Genomic DNA, 13,947 nt, shown 5'->3' with positions numbered 1-13,947 from the left:
ACTCATGGAGGAGTTATGCCTTTTGAACTCAATCTTGACCCCAGCGATCTGATCATCGACCGCTATATCCCCGATATTCGCCCGATTTTTCCCCGGCCCGCCAAGGTGCGGATACTGATCGTACTGGAACCGGGCATCAGCCCTGGCCCACCTGGAAGCGGATTCGGCCTGGGGCGTGTGGTGTCTTATCTGCGCAATGAAAGCTTCGGCTTCGTTAACTTCGAGGTGGACTTTGCCCTGCGCGGCACCGATGACAGCCCAACCGCCGTAGATATCGACAATGGTGCGGGGGAATGGGATTTCCGTTACCGGGATTTTCGTTATCACAGTGTGGAAGACGGCACCCCGATTCTTCATGGTTACGACGAGTTATGGTGTTTTGGTATCAATCCCAATATCCACGACAACGGCGATAACCAGTCGGTGAAAGACAGCGAATACAGTTCGACGCCAGCGGAGCTGACGGTGCTGACCGAGTGGATGGATAACGGCGGGGGTGTGCTGGCCATGGGCGATCACAACTTCCTGGGATCGGCCATGTGCTGGAATATCCCCCGCGTGGGTACCATGCGCGCCTGGCTCAAGGACGATAACGATGGGCGTTCTGTGCCTAACCGCACGGGCACTGACCGTCACGATACCAATCGCCCCCAGAATGCGTCCCAGGATGCGTCACAAACACCGAACCCGGCCATGATTCCCAATTCGGTAGAACGTGATGCGATCGCCCAGCCACTGGAATGGAAGAAATACAGTGTCTGGTCACGGTTGGTATTTCAGCGTCGCCGCCGACCCCATCCGGTGCTCTGCGGCGGCTCTCTTGGCGTGATCGACCGCTTTCCGGATCATCCTCACGAGGGCCTGGTGATCCACGAGGACCTGATCGATTTTACGGCCAAGTGTCTTCACGATAACAGCAAGGATGAATACCCCACTGTGGATGGTCAGCAACCCACAGCGGAAGCGATCGCCTGGGTGAGCACCTTGCCGGACCCGCCTTACAACCTGGCAAAGGGGGACCAGCCAGCGCGGCGTTTTCCTGCCATCGGTGTTTACAATGGTCACAGCATTGATCATGGCCGGGTGCTGGTGGATTCCACCTGGCATCACTGGTTCGATATGAATATTGCCCAACTGGAAGCATCTGACAGCGAGGATTTCCAGAAGATTAAACGCTACTTCCAGAATGTGGCCATCTGGCTGGCGCCGAAGCATGAGCAGCAGAAAATGCTCAACTACGGTGCTTTCTGGACGGTACTGGCCAATCCCTCATTCGAGGAGCTGACCCTGGATACCCCGATCTTCACTCTGGGTGGCCAGGCCATCGATATCCTCGGCCGCGCCACCAGCGATTGCCTGGTGACGGACTGGTTGTTGGAATTCATTCCCCGTCCCATCCATGACCTGTTCCGCCCACGTAAACCCTTTCCCATACCAGAACCGTGCTGGAGCTGCCCACCGGAAGAGCTGATTTCCCAGGCGGTGATGGGCGGGGTTATCCGCGAGCTGCTGCCTTACCGGGACAAACTCATCGAGAAAAGCTGGGGCCGCAAGAAAGTGGATATTGCCTTCAAGCCGGATGAAATTGAGCAAACCATCCAGGTGGGCGTTTTCCAGGGCATTGAGGCGCTGATGAAAACCGTGGACGAGAACCGTGAGGCAATGGAAAGACTCAGTAAACTTACCCTTGAAGCCTTCGAGGAATCCCTCAAGACCCTCAAGGTCCGGCGACGTTAAGCCACTATGGGCGCGGCCTCCCGCGCCCATAGCCGGTTCCGAGAATGACAGGGGAGGTATCCATCGCTCAAGTTATTCATTGATCGAGATAACGGTCAAAGAGAGTGGGCCTGAGTTTCCAGCAGGCCCATCATTGTGTTGCAAAATATCAGCAGGAAACCCGGGGCGGTAGTGGAGACCGCTCCGGGGAATAAGCGTTATACCGTGAGGGTTGTTTCCACTTGCTGGCAGTTGCGACGTGCCAGCGCCAGGTTGGATTTTTCCTTGTCCAGCACCAGGTACATGAACAGCCCCTCATTGCTCGCCACCGGGCGAATGATGTGATACTGGCTACCGAGAGTAATCAGAATATCCTCGATCTTGTCGTTGAGCCCCAGGGATTTCATGGTCTTCATCTTGGCACGCACCACCTCGGTGTTGCCGGCGGCAGCCAGCTCCAGATCCAGACCGGTGCCTTCGTGGCCCAGCATCATGCCACTGTTGGCATCCACAATAGCAGCACACATTGCGCCATCGGCCTGCAGCAGGGTCTTCAGACTTTCATTAACGTTGCCCATAACATACTCCTTCATTTTATATTTTATTCCCTTGTTGCAGGGAGTTAGCTCACTTCTTTTAACTCTTGCGATAACGCTGCACAGCAGTGTTTGGCGCCCCAGAGCAGTTGCCCGAGCCTGGAGGCGTCATTGGCCACCACGGCCAATACCAGTGGAGGAGAGCTGTTGGGCACTTTCATGACGGCCACAACGCCCTCCTCGGATTCCACAATCAGGCGGCTGCATTCTGAGATGCCCGCCTCCTTGGCAATAGCCGAGCTGATTGCCGCCAGGGAGCTGCCCATGGCGGCAAGTCGACTGGCCTTGCCCTTGTCCGTTTCCAGTGAGGTCACTTCAAAGCCGTCACTGCTCAACAGCACCGCAGAGGTGATGCCGGTGGTGGATGACCGCAATGCCTGCAACTGTTGCTGTGCCAGCTCCGTGGCTGTCTGGCTGAGGGGGTTTTTGTTCTTCATATTTCCATCAGTTCCATCTCGTGGGCTTCGATCTGGCAGAGCAGGGTTTCCACCAGCAGCAGTACGTCGTCTTTTTCCCGCACATCCACGGAAATCACCGGCACAAAAAGGCCCATGGCTGCCAGCTGTTCCGTTACCTGATCAACCCGACCGAAATCGTTGGCGGGCAGTCGACCGACGCCGACCACCAGTGGCGTTTCCCCACCATTGGCAAAGGCATCGGCGTAGATACCCAGATGATCGTTCAAATCCGGGTGCTCACCGTTCAGCAGCAGAATGACTCCCGCCGCATTGTTGGCCAGAATCGGCCACATGAAGCGGAAGCGTTCTTGCCCGGGAGTGCCATATAGCCGCACCCCGTAACCATCGGCCAGGCTGATATAGCCGTAATCCAGGCCCGCGGTGGTCATTTCCTTGTTGCACTGTTCCAGGTCTGTATTCACCACATCGGTGGACACGCAGTCGTCGTCACTCAGCTGGGCGATGGCGGTGGTTTTTCCCGCACCCATGGGCCCGGTGAACAGGATCTTGAATTCGTCACTTGTCATGCTGTCAGCTCAATCCCAGGCGGGTTCTGAGGCCGCGTATCAGCCCCCCGAAACGTTGCGACTCCACCGGCACAGGTGTCGGCTGCGTCGCAGTGGTGCGCCGCTCACTGACCAGTAGACCGCTGATCTCACAGGCGTTGAGAAAGTGATAGAGCGTCTGCTTATCGCATTTCGACAGGGTCTGTAACTGTGCCAGTCCCAGGGCCCGCCGGGTCATCAGTGCACACAGGGAAAGCAGCGGGCGGGACTTGTTCAGGGCGGCTGCACTGGGCCAGCGACTCAACTGGAATTGGCTGTCCGGTTCCAGCCAGGGCAGCAGGCCATCACTGTGATTGGCGCCGGTGAGCCAGGCCAGCTCGAACAGGGGGCGAGCGGCCATGCCTTCGGGCACCGGATCGGTATAAGGTGCCAGTTGCGATAGTGTTACTGCGCCTGCATTGAGAGCATGAAGCAGGGCGGGACGGGCATAAAAACGGTGGCTGGCGGGTTTGACCAGCAACTGACCTTCCTCGCTGTTACTGCAGTACAGCTCGCTGCGTTGCTCGGTTTTGGTAGTGATCACCCGGTACAGAGAGGCGCAGAAATCTGCCTCTGAACCTGGTTTGGCGGGCTCGACGGGGGTGACGCCTGGATGATCAGGGTCGCCGTTGGTTGTCAGCGTGCGCACCACTTCATCCAGCACATCAAGCAGCTGCATCACCCGAAACGGGTGCGGCAGGGTAAAGGTGGAGGCAGGCCTGTCTCGGGTGGTGGGATACACCACGATGCAGGGTTTGTTGGACAGATCTGCCTGATGGGTCTGTTCCTGCTGATCGCAGGCCACCATCAACACATCTGCCTCACCGGGGACGCTCTGGTCCCAATGTACCGAGGAACGCCCGTCGATGATTTTCAGCATGGAGAGACAGGCGCTAACCGTGTCGTCCCCCAATCCCACAAAACCAAGGCGCTGAGTACGCATTCTTGTCTTCCTTGAGCCGGCGCAAGCCGGTTGTGGCACGGCCGGTGTGCGATCCTGCTCACTTTTGATCGGCCATGTTTTTGTGAACCATGGTGCAATTATTGGGGTCTGGCAGCGCATCCCGTCAAAGTCAGGGCGACAGGCGGAAGAGAAAACAGGATGAATTGAATAGAGCTATCAACGAGGGTGATAACGGTTTTCAGTCAGGGGGAAAATCTCATTAAGGCAGCAGTAAAGCGCCTGTAAACGTCATGCTTTTCTTGCCGTCATTGTTTTCCAGCAACATTTTTACTAATGCAAGACTGGCTTGTAAGAGATGGCTTACAGGCAGCTGGAAAGATATGGCCGATACCCGAACCGTTCGGGAAATAAAACGCACGGCATCACTGACGCTATCTCACTCCGCCGTAACTGACTCCCGATAGCGCCGCCATATCCCGATCAAAGGTCGCCAGGTCATCCAGCGTGAATTGATTCAGGTGGTCATGCCCGCAGGCGCGGGCCATGACTTGCATCAGTTCCACGGCGGCGTGGAAGAAATTGCTCAGGCGCTGGGCGGCGTGATCCACATCCAGGCGTTTACGCAGTTCCTCGTTCTGGGTGGCGATGCCGGCGGGGCATTGATTGGTGTTGCACATGCGGGCACCGACGCAACCGATGGCCTGCATGGCGCTGTTGGACAGGGCGATACCGTCGGCACCCAGCGCCAGGGCTTTGACGAAATCCATGGGCATGCGCAGGCCGCCGGTTATCATCAGGGTGACATTGCCGCTGGCGCCTTTTTCATCCAGGTAGCGGCGGGCACGGGCCAGGGCGGGAATGGTGGGGACGCTGATATGGTCGCGAAAAATGGCCGGGGCGGCGCCGGTGCCGCCGCCGCGGCCATCCAGGATGATGTAGTCGGCGCTGGCATCCAGGGCGAACTGGATATCCCGTTCAATGTGGTTGGCGCTGAGTTTGAATCCCACCGGGATGCCACCGGACACTTCCCGCACCCGGTCGGCAAAGCGTTTGAAATCATCGCTGCTGTGCAGCTCCCGGAAGGTGGCAGGGGAGATGGCCGGCTCCCCTTCGGGGATGTGGCGCACCTGGGAGATCTTGCCCACATTTTTGTTGGCGGGCAGGTGACCGCCGGTACCGGTCTTGGCGCCTTGGCCGCCCTTAAAGTGGAACGCTTGCACCTTCTTCAGATGGTCCTCGGTATAGCCAAACATGGCGCTGGCCAATTCATAGAAATAGCGAGAGTTGGCGGCTTGTTCTTCCGGCAGCATACCGCCCTCGCCCGAGCAGATGCCGGTGCCGGCCAGTTCCGCGCCTCGTGCCAGAGATACCTTCGCTTCTTCGGAAAGAGCACCGAAGCTCATATCCGAGACCATCAGGGGAATCTTCAGAGTCAGAGGTCTGTCCGCCCCGGGGCCGATCACCAGTTCGGTGCCCACCGGCTGGTCGTCCAGCAGCGGCTGGGTGGCCATCTGCGCCACCATGATCTGGATGTCATCCCATTTGGGCAGGCAGTCTCTCGGGACGCCCATGGCGGTCATGGGGCCATGATGCCCCACCTTTTCGAGGCCGTTTTCCGCCAGATCGTGGATTAGCTCCACGTTGGGCTCTTCCGCACTGGCCTTGGGCCGGGGCATGCCATCGCGGGGAATCGTTTCAGGACCAGGGCCTTCTTCGCCCACCTGATCCTTGTTGAACCGGGCGTGGGTGCCATCGCAGTAGGGGAAGTTGGCGCTGTGTTTGCACATGCACAGGTAGCCTTCGTCCTTGTCGGCTTCGAAGCCGAGGGGGGTGATATCGGTACCGGCATGGGAGCCATCGCAGAAGGGCTGGTCGGCGGAGCGCCCGCAGCGGCAGAAGTAGTAGGTTTCACCGGGTTTGAGTTCGGTTTTATGCGGTTTGATATCGGCGATGACAGGCTTGGACATGGTGACTCCTGGCTGGCACTGCGGGCTGGGATACTTCGATCATGCCAGTGATAACCGGGGAGTCAACGTTACGGAAACAGCGTGATTGGCAGAAGAGGAGCAAGATGCTGACGGCCTTCCCTGGCCTCTGACGGGAAGGGAAGGCCGACGGTTGGATCAGGCCTGGTTTGATTCGATGTTACGAACCAGGCGCTGAATTTTCGTACTGCGCTCCAGCAGGGCATCGCTGAGTGGGCTCATGACACCTCGCAGCATGGACAGAGGCTTCCAGCGTGCCGGGGCGATGATGGCCGCGGAGCGGGTTGCCAGGCCGGCAACCAGGGCGGTGGCGATTTCTTCCGGTTGTACCTGTTTTCTCAGCACGGCGGGGAAGGCACTTTCAATCAGCTCAGAGGCAGTGGCATGGCCACCAAAGGCCAGGTCGGCGATTGGCGTCGCAGTCCAGCCGGGATAGAGCACACTGGCGCTGGCACCGGTACCGGCAAGCTCAGCCCGCAAGGCCCTGCCGAGCATTTCCACCGCGGCCTTGGAAGCAGCGTAAGGCGCATTCACCATACCGTTGACGAATGAATAGATTGAGGAGGTGATAACGATCTGGCCGTGGTTACGCTGAACTTCCGGCAGGGCCGCACGAATGGTGCGCCAGACGCCGAACAGGTCCACGTCGATGATTTTCTCGAACTCGGCTTCGTCGCAGCTGGCGATAGTCGCCGGGGTGTTTCGCCAGGCAATGCCGGCGTTGGCAAAGGCGATATCCAGCCGGCCAAAGCGTTCCACGATTCGCTCAACGACGGCTTTCGAGGCGGCGGCATCGGTGACGTCGAGGGGCAGGGCGAGAACCCGCTGGGCATCGAATTCTGCAGCCAGGCTATCCAGTGCCTGTCGGGATAAATCCGTCAGCACCAGACTGGCACCTTGTTGGTAGAGTGCACGCGCGCTGGCGGCACCAATGCCGCCGGTGGCGCCGGTAATGAGAGCCACCTTGCCGTTCAGGTCATACTTCTTGCCCACTTGCTGTTCTCCCTCGGTGTGGTTGTGTCTGGTAGCCGTGAAATGGCATCAAAGGCGACGTGCCAGACAAAATAAGGACAGAACCATACCATTGTTGCTCAGTGAGGGTCCTGTGTGATTCGGTGGCAAGGCGGTAAAAAAAACAGTGCAGGCAATGATGGGGGATATGTCTGAGGGCCCTGTCACCTGTCGATTGGCCCGGCAGGAAGGGGTGTTCATCTCCTGTCCCCGGCACAATCACGGTTACCTCAACAACCTGAAAGGATGCGGTTATGGGTAAATCAACCTGGCGCCCGGCGATGATGCCGGATCTTTCCGGCAAGACCATTCTGGTTACCGGTGCCAACAGCGGAATTGGCCTGGAAGCGGTCAAGTTGTTCGCCGGCAAGGGGGCGGAAGTGATTATGGCCTGTCGCAATGTGGAAAAGGCAGAAGTTGCGGCGGCTGAAGTGAGGGCGGTGGTGCCTGAGGCCCGACTGGTGATCATGGCGCTGGACCTGGCGGATCTGGCGTCGGTAAAGGCATTTGCCGACGCGGTAAAACAGCGCTTTGCAACGCTGGATGTGCTGCTGAACAACGCCGGCCTGATGGCGCCACCCTTGCAGCGGACCAAAGACGGTTTCGAGATCCAGTTTGGTACCAACCATCTGGGGCATTTTGCCCTGACCGGCCAGCTTCTTGAGCTGCTGGAGGCGGCGGATGCGCCCCGGATCGTGCAGATATCAAGCCTTGCGCACCGTGGCGGCAAACTGATGTGGGGCAACCTGAACGCAGAAAAAAGCTACTCCCGTTGGGCCTTTTACTGTCAGAGCAAACTGGCCAACCTGATTTTCGCCAGAGACCTGAATCGTCGCCTGGAAAAGGCTGGTTCGAAGGTTCATGCCTATGCCGCCCACCCGGGCTATTCTGCCACCCATTTGCAGAAGACCATGCCCGGGGGAGGCCTGTTCAATACCATCATGGCTCAGACGGCGGAAAAGGGTTGCCTGCCCGGCGTCATGGCCGCCACCAGCCCGGATGTGAAGCCGGGTGGCTACTACGGCCCGGACGGCAGGATCATGGAATTGCGCGGCTACCCGGCCCCGGCCTTTGCCCGCAAGATCACCGACAATAAAACCGTGGCGCAGCGGCTGTGGCAGGAATCGGAGCGGCTGACCGGGGTGTGTTATCTGAACGATTAGGCTGCCTGTCTGGTGTTGCGCGGCGTTGTTCGCCGGGCATAGGTAATTTCCCGCTTTTCCACTAAAATCCCCGGCTGACTATCAATTCCGGAGCAAGCATCCCATGGGCCGCGCCTATCAGAACCGTAAAGAATCCATGGCTAAAACCTCGGACATGAAGGCCAAGGTTTACAGCCGCTATGGTCGTGAGATCTATGTGTGTGCCAAGGCCGGAGGCCTGGATCCATCCGCCAACCTGGCCTTACGCAGTCTGATCGACCGGGCCAAGAAGGATCAGGTGCCCGGTCATGTGATCGAGAAAGCCATCGACAAGGCAAAGGGCGGTGGCGGCGAAGATTTTGCCCCGGCGCGTTACGAGGGCTATGGCCCTGGCGGCTGCATGGCGATTATCGAGTGTCTCACCGACAACCCCAACCGCACCTTTGGTGATGTGCGCGTGGCGTTCACCAAGACCAAGTGCAAGATCGGCACCCAGGGCACCGTGGCCCACATGTTCGATCACGCGGCTATTTTTGTCTTCCGTCACGATGACGAAGAGGCGGTGCTGGAAGCACTGATGGAAGCGGATGTGGATGTGACCGATATCGAAAACGAAGACGGCATGCTCACCGTATTCACCCCCAACACCGAATATGCGAAGGCCCGTCAGGCGCTTACCGGTGCCTTTGAAGGTATCGATTTCGAAGTGGATGAGATCCAGTTTATTCCGCAGAGCTATACCACGGTGAGCGGCGATGACCGGGAGTTGTTCGATAAATTCCTGGCCATGCTCAACGATCTGGACGATGTGCAGAACGTGTATCACAACGTGGATCTGGCGGAATAAACGATTTTTTTACCACAGAGGGCGCAGAGACACAGAGCAAAAGACCAGACAGCCATTTTCCGGTGATACCGAACGGGTTGCTCGCGACAACGATGCAGAGTCTTTCCTGTTTTTACTCAGTGTTCTCTGTGCCCTCTGTGGTAAAAACGTCTTTGTCTCTATAGGGCCAGGTCGGCGAGCAGGGCAGCCAGGAAGCGGGCTGCCTGGCCGCCGTTCAGGGCGCGGTGGTCGAAGGTGACACTCACCGGTAGCTGCACATCCTCGAATAACTTCCCATCATGAATGCCCGGCTGGATGAAGCGTTTACCGGCACCGACGATGGCTACCTGTGGAGGCACCACCACCGGGGTAGCGTAACGGCCGGCCAGGGTGCCGAAGTTGCTCAGGGTGAGGGTGGCGCCTTGCAGTTCTTTCGCAGGGATTTTTCGCTGTTCCACATCCCGGCGCAGATGGTTGAGCCCTTCGCGCAGGTCCGCTGGTTCCCGGTTGGCCACGTCCCGCAGCACGGGTACGAACAGGCCGTCCGGGGTGTCCACCGCAATGCCCAGGTCCACTTTTTCCACTACCCGCATGCTCAGATGTTCGCCATCGAACCAGGCGTTTGCCACAGGTTCTGCCCGGCAGCCGGCGACGATGGCACGGATCAGGCGCAGGGTAATATCAGTGTCCTGCGGCCAGTGGCTGACGCTGACCTGATCGAACAGGCTCACCGGCACCACTTGCTGCCCGGCGCTGGCCATGGTTTTCGCCATCGTGCGGGCCACGCCCCTGAGTGGCGTGCTGTCGCCGTGGCTGTGTTTCAGATTAGCCTGTTGCTGCACATCCTCCAGGGTAATGCTGCCCGCCGGGCCGCTGCCCTTGATCTGGTCCAGGTTGACGCCCAGGTGGTGGGCCAGGGCGCGTATGGCCGGAGTGGTGCCGCCTGAAGGACGGGAGTCAGGGACGGCGCCAATCACGAAACTATCCGGATTTTCCGCATCCTCCCGGCTTTGCAAATTGCCCACCACGGTCTGGCTGCCGCTGCCCTCGTCGCCGGCAAAGGCCAGCAGCGGTTCGCCGGTATGCACCAGATCACCGTTGGCTACGAACAGGGTGGCGATGGTGCCATCCTGGGGGGCAGGGATATCAACAATGGCCTTGGCGGTTTCCACGCTGAGCAGCAGATCATCCACCTTCACGGTGTCACCTTCCTTCACGTGCCACTCGACCACTTCCGCTTCCTGCAAACCTTCGCCCAGATCGGGCAGGGTGAAGTAGGGCATGGGATTCTCCCTTTTTAAAACCATTTTTGACCACAGAGGGCACAGAGTTCACCGAGAAAGATCAAAACCGTTACCGACCTTCTCAGCGTTTCATTCTGCCCGCGATAACATCGCAGCGACTTCCTTGTTTTCACTCAGTGCTCTCAGTGCCCTCTGTGGTAAAAAAACGCCTTTGACGTTAATACTCCAACGTCCGCTTGGCCGCCGCCACGATCCGTTCCACGCTCGGCATGTAGTGCTGCTCCATGGCGAAGTAGGGCATGGGACAGTCGTAGCCTGTGACGCGCTCTATGGGAGCGAGCAGGTGCATGAGCGCATCGCTGGCCAGGGTGGCGGCGATCTCGGCGCCGAAGCCGCCGTTGTGGGGGGCTTCGTGGACGATGACCACGCGGCCGGTCTTGCTGGCGGTGGCGATCAGAGTGTCCCGGTCCAGCGGGTTGAGGGTGGCCACGTCGATCACTTCCGCCTTGATGTCTTCTGCTGCCAGTTGCTCGGCGGCGGCCAGGGTTTCGTGAATCATGGCGCCCCAGCTGATCAGGCTCACATCTTCCCCGGCACGCAGGGTAAAGCAGCGGTCCAGGGGCAGTGGCTCGTCTTCCAGTTCCACTGGCAGCCGTTGCAGGCGGTAGAGTCGTTTCGGTTCCAGAAACAGCACCGGGTCCGGGCAGGCGATGGCAGCGCGCAGCAGACCGTACGCCCGGGCCGGTGACGAGGGAATAACCACCCGCAGGCCTGGGATATGAGCGAACAGGGCCTCGGTGCTTTCACTGTGGTGTTCCGGGGCATGGATGCCGCCGCCGAAGGGCGCTCGGATCACCAGTGGACAGCTCAGCCGACCGCGGGTGCGGTTGCGCAGGCGGGCGGCGTGGCTGATCAGCTGCTCCAGGGCGGCGTAGATAAAGCCCATGAACTGGATCTCGGCGACGGGTTTCAGGCCCTGGCTGGCCATGCCCACTGCCAGCCCGGCGATCAGGTTTTCCGCCAGCGGGGTGTCCATGACCCGGCGGAAACCAAACGTCTCTTTCAAGCCTTCGGTGGCACGGAACACGCCGCCGTTGGTGGCGATGTCCTCGCCCAGTACCACCACGTTTTCATCGGCTTCCATGGCGTGGCGCAGGGCCTGGTTGACCGCTTCCAGCAGGTTCAGCGGTACGCTGGTGTCCGGGTGTGGTTGGGCGCTATGCATGGTGGCCTCCCGGTTGTTGTTGTAGCAGGTGTTGCCGTTGTGCCTTGAGGGCCTCGGGCAGCTCGGCGTAGAGGTAGTCGAGCATGTCGGTGGGGGCCTGTGGTGGCTGGTTCAGGTAAGTCTCCACCGCGTTATCTACCTGTTGCTGGCAATCGGCCTGCCACTTTTTTTCCTGCTCCGCATCCCAGTGGCCGGCATCGGCCAGGGTCTGACGCAGCCGTGCCACCGGTTCGCGCTGCCAGGCGGCGTGCAGATCGCTGGCCTTGCGGTAGCGGCCGGCGTCGTCGGCGGTGGTGTGGTCGCTGAGTCGGTAGCTCACCGCTTCGATCAGGGTGGCGCCCTTGCCATGCCGGGCCTTGTCCAGAGCGTAGTCCAGCGTTTCCAGCATGGCGGGCAGATCGTTGCCGTCCACCTGGAAGCCTTCGATCCCTGCGGCCACGGCTTTCTGGGCGATGGTGTCGCTGGCGGTCTGCAGGCTGCGTGGTACGGAGATGGCCCATTGATTGTTGTTGACCATCACTACCAGTGGCAGCTGCCAGACGCCAGCCACATTGAGGGCTTCGTGGAAGTCACCCCGTGAGGTGGCGCCATCGCCGCAGGTGGCGAGCACGGCGGCCTGTTCGTGGCCCAGTTTGGCCTTGGTGGCGATGCCTGCGGCCTGGGTGAGCTGGGTGGCGATGGGCACGCAGTTGGGCAGATCGCGGGCGGCGGGAGTGTCTGTCGGGAAGGCGTTGCCGCGCTCGTCGCCGCCCCAGTACTGAAGAATCTGATACAGCGGGACGCCACGCAGGTACTGGGTGGCGTGGTCCCGGTAGTAGGGCACGAAGTAATCACCATCGTGCAGGGCCATGCCGCCGGCTGTGGCGATGGCTTCAGCGCCCAGGCAGGAGGCATAGGTGCCCAGTTTGCCAGTGCGTTGCAGGTTCACCGCCTTCTTGTCGAAGGTGCGAATCAGCGCCATGTGGCGGTAGCCGTCCACCAGCCGTGGCCAGTCCGTGTTCTCCGGCAGGTCCGGCAGGCGGTGGTGCATGTCATAGGGCGTGGAAGTGAACATGGCTCCCTCCTAGGCAGCTTTCCAGGCGTGCTTGCCGATGTCATCGTGAAGGCGCTGCTCTGCCTGCCGGTCAGCCATTTGTGCCGGGCTGAGATCTCTGTGGTCCGCCTCGTCCAGTAACAGGCTGAGGGTACGGCCGATGCCGATGACTTTTTGCCGGATAGCACTGCGCTCTTCCTGCCGGTGCCCCATTGCCAGGGCGATCAGGCCGCCGGCGTTATTGAGGTAATCCGGGGTGTAGAGGATGTCATGCTCGCGCAGCCGCTGGGCGTCTTCGTCACTGGCCAGCTGGTTGTTGGCGGCGCCCACGATCAGTCCTGACTGCAGGCGGGGGATGGTATCGGCATTCAGCACGCCGCCCAGGGCGCAGGGCATGAAGATATCGCAGGCTACATCGTAGATGCTGTCGGCAGGCAGCCACCGGGTGTTCAGGCGATCAGCCAGCCGGTGGGCCCGGCGCGGGTCCAGATCCGCCAGAGTCAGCCGGGCGCCGGCCCGAGCCAGCATCAGGGCGAGCTGGCTGCCCACATGGCCGAGCCCCTGAATGGCGATGTGCAGGCCCCTGGCGCCGTGGCGCTGGAAGCGGTGGCGGATAGCCGCATCCAGGGCGGCGAATACGCCCAGGGCGGTATAGGGTGACGGGTCCATGCCGTCGCCGGAAAAGCCCCACACATGGCGGGTTTGGGTTGCTACCTGGTCCAGATCGGTGATTTCCGTGCCGGCGTCCATGGCGGTGATATAGCGCCCGCCCAGGCGGTTAACGGCGTCGCCGAAGGCACGGTAAAGGGCGGTCCGGTCGTAGGGTTTGTCCGGCTCCATGATTACTGCCTTGCCGCCGCCAAGCGGCAGGCCTGCCAGAGCGGCCTTGTAGCTCATGCCACGGGCCAGACGGCAGACATCATTGAGAGCGGTGTGTTCATCGGGGTAGGGAAGGCAGCGACAGCCACCGAGGGCAGGGCCCAGTCGGGTGGAGTGCAGGGCGATCAGGGCGCGCAGACCGGTTGCCGGATCCCGGAATTGGTGGAGTTCGGCGACGTCGGTCTGTTCGAGGGTAGCGAACATGGCAACGGCTCCTTTCCCGGTGGGGCGGGTAGGCCCGTTCGGGATCGTATTGTCTGGGGCCGGGTAGGGCCCTTGAATTTACTTTAGCGCGGGAAACGGCGGTGTGCCTGTACGGATCTGTTATTTCTGACAGGCGGTTTTATGGGGAGGGGGAATAACAACAGACGGTAGGGGCGTCG

Annotated in this window: 13 protein-coding genes; 3 read left to right on the top strand and 10 right to left on the bottom strand. The window is 60.1% G+C overall.

Annotation, left to right across the window (positions count from 1 at the left end):
* A partial coding sequence (locus HUJ17_RS12115) for a hypothetical protein (protein WP_290510934.1) occupies positions 1-1,737 on the top strand: 1,737 nt, incomplete at its 5' end.
* 197 nt (positions 1,738-1,934) lie between these two features.
* Here the strand turns inward: HUJ17_RS12115 and HUJ17_RS12110 are convergent.
* The 6 genes from HUJ17_RS12110 to HUJ17_RS12085 form a co-directional block, all read right to left on the bottom strand.
* Positions 1,935-2,294, bottom strand: coding sequence for a hypothetical protein (locus HUJ17_RS12110; protein ID WP_290510933.1), 360 nt, complete (start codon positions 2,292-2,294; stop codon positions 1,935-1,937).
* Positions 2,295-2,338: 44 nt separating this feature from the next.
* Positions 2,339-2,749: a roadblock/LC7 domain-containing protein gene (locus tag HUJ17_RS12105; protein WP_290510932.1), complete on the bottom strand. Its 411-nt coding sequence runs from the start codon at positions 2,747-2,749 to the stop codon at positions 2,339-2,341.
* Positions 2,746-3,297: an ATP-binding protein gene (locus HUJ17_RS12100; protein ID WP_290510931.1), complete on the bottom strand. Its 552-nt coding sequence runs from the start codon at positions 3,295-3,297 to the stop codon at positions 2,746-2,748. The genes HUJ17_RS12105 and HUJ17_RS12100 overlap by 4 nt, the downstream gene beginning before the upstream one ends.
* A gap of 4 nt (positions 3,298-3,301) precedes the next feature.
* Positions 3,302-4,258 carry a hypothetical protein gene (locus HUJ17_RS12095; RefSeq protein WP_290510930.1) on the bottom strand — a complete coding sequence of 319 codons (957 nt, stop codon included), beginning with the start codon at positions 4,256-4,258 and terminating at the stop codon, positions 3,302-3,304.
* Between the two features lie 392 nt (positions 4,259-4,650).
* Positions 4,651-6,186 (bottom strand): glutamate synthase-related protein, encoded by a 1,536-nt coding sequence (locus HUJ17_RS12090; protein WP_290510929.1) that lies wholly within the window; start codon positions 6,184-6,186, stop codon positions 4,651-4,653.
* A 156-nt stretch (positions 6,187-6,342) separates the two neighbouring features.
* Complete coding sequence (locus HUJ17_RS12085; protein WP_290510928.1) at positions 6,343-7,197, bottom strand: SDR family NAD(P)-dependent oxidoreductase; 855 nt, start codon at positions 7,195-7,197, stop codon at positions 6,343-6,345.
* A gap of 272 nt (positions 7,198-7,469) precedes the next feature.
* On the opposite strand from HUJ17_RS12085, the gene HUJ17_RS12080 reads away from it, so the two are divergent.
* Positions 7,470-8,378 carry an oxidoreductase gene (locus HUJ17_RS12080; protein WP_290510927.1) on the top strand — a complete coding sequence of 303 codons (909 nt, stop codon included), beginning with the start codon at positions 7,470-7,472 and terminating at the stop codon, positions 8,376-8,378.
* 103 nt (positions 8,379-8,481) lie between these two features.
* Positions 8,482-9,204 carry a YebC/PmpR family DNA-binding transcriptional regulator gene (locus tag HUJ17_RS12075; RefSeq protein ID WP_290510926.1) on the top strand — a complete coding sequence of 241 codons (723 nt, stop codon included), beginning with the start codon at positions 8,482-8,484 and terminating at the stop codon, positions 9,202-9,204.
* A 158-nt stretch (positions 9,205-9,362) separates the two neighbouring features.
* Here HUJ17_RS12075 and HUJ17_RS12070 read toward each other — a convergent pair whose 3' ends face one another.
* The 4 genes from HUJ17_RS12070 to HUJ17_RS12055 all read right to left on the bottom strand — a co-directional run bounded on the left by HUJ17_RS12070 (position 9,363) and on the right by HUJ17_RS12055 (position 13,768).
* Positions 9,363-10,466: a dihydrolipoamide acetyltransferase family protein gene (locus HUJ17_RS12070; protein ID WP_290510925.1), complete on the bottom strand. Its 1,104-nt coding sequence runs from the start codon at positions 10,464-10,466 to the stop codon at positions 9,363-9,365.
* A 178-nt stretch (positions 10,467-10,644) separates the two neighbouring features.
* Entirely contained in the window at positions 10,645-11,652 is a 1,008-nt protein-coding gene (locus HUJ17_RS12065) for an alpha-ketoacid dehydrogenase subunit beta (protein ID WP_290510924.1), read from the bottom strand.
* Entirely contained in the window at positions 11,645-12,706 is a 1,062-nt protein-coding gene (pdhA, locus tag HUJ17_RS12060) for a pyruvate dehydrogenase (acetyl-transferring) E1 component subunit alpha (protein WP_290510923.1), read from the bottom strand. The genes HUJ17_RS12065 and pdhA overlap by 8 nt, the downstream gene beginning before the upstream one ends.
* 9 nt (positions 12,707-12,715) lie before the next feature.
* Positions 12,716-13,768 carry a Glu/Leu/Phe/Val dehydrogenase dimerization domain-containing protein gene (locus tag HUJ17_RS12055; protein ID WP_290510922.1) on the bottom strand — a complete coding sequence of 351 codons (1,053 nt, stop codon included), beginning with the start codon at positions 13,766-13,768 and terminating at the stop codon, positions 12,716-12,718.
* Positions 13,769-13,947 lie beyond the last annotated feature (179 nt).

The organism is Alcanivorax sp. (assembly GCF_014762765.1).
Taxonomy (GTDB): Bacteria; Pseudomonadota; Gammaproteobacteria; order Pseudomonadales; family Alcanivoracaceae; genus Alcanivorax.
This window is presented reverse-complemented; position numbering and strand designations above follow the sequence as displayed.

Bases quoted from the DNA above. Each gene is read 5' to 3' on its own strand.
- HUJ17_RS12065 (WP_290510924.1), bottom strand. From the start codon at position 11,652: ATGCATAGCGCCCAACCACACCCGGACACCAGCGTACCGCTGAACCTG.
- HUJ17_RS12090 (WP_290510929.1), bottom strand. From the start codon at position 6,186: ATGTCCAAGCCTGTCATCGCCGATATCAAACCGCATAAAACCGAACTC.
- HUJ17_RS12105 (WP_290510932.1), bottom strand. From the start codon at position 2,749: ATGAAGAACAAAAACCCCCTCAGCCAGACAGCCACGGAGCTGGCACAG.
- HUJ17_RS12110 (WP_290510933.1), bottom strand. From the start codon at position 2,294: ATGGGCAACGTTAATGAAAGTCTGAAGACCCTGCTGCAGGCCGATGGC.
- HUJ17_RS12100 (WP_290510931.1), bottom strand. From the start codon at position 3,297: ATGACAAGTGACGAATTCAAGATCCTGTTCACCGGGCCCATGGGTGCG.
- HUJ17_RS12075 (WP_290510926.1), top strand. From the start codon at position 8,482: ATGGGCCGCGCCTATCAGAACCGTAAAGAATCCATGGCTAAAACCTCG.
- HUJ17_RS12055 (WP_290510922.1), bottom strand. From the start codon at position 13,768: ATGTTCGCTACCCTCGAACAGACCGACGTCGCCGAACTCCACCAATTC.
- HUJ17_RS12095 (WP_290510930.1), bottom strand. From the start codon at position 4,258: ATGCGTACTCAGCGCCTTGGTTTTGTGGGATTGGGGGACGACACGGTT.
- HUJ17_RS12070 (WP_290510925.1), bottom strand. From the start codon at position 10,466: ATGCCCTACTTCACCCTGCCCGATCTGGGCGAAGGTTTGCAGGAAGCG.
- HUJ17_RS12080 (WP_290510927.1), top strand. From the start codon at position 7,470: ATGGGTAAATCAACCTGGCGCCCGGCGATGATGCCGGATCTTTCCGGC.
- pdhA (WP_290510923.1), bottom strand. From the start codon at position 12,706: ATGTTCACTTCCACGCCCTATGACATGCACCACCGCCTGCCGGACCTG.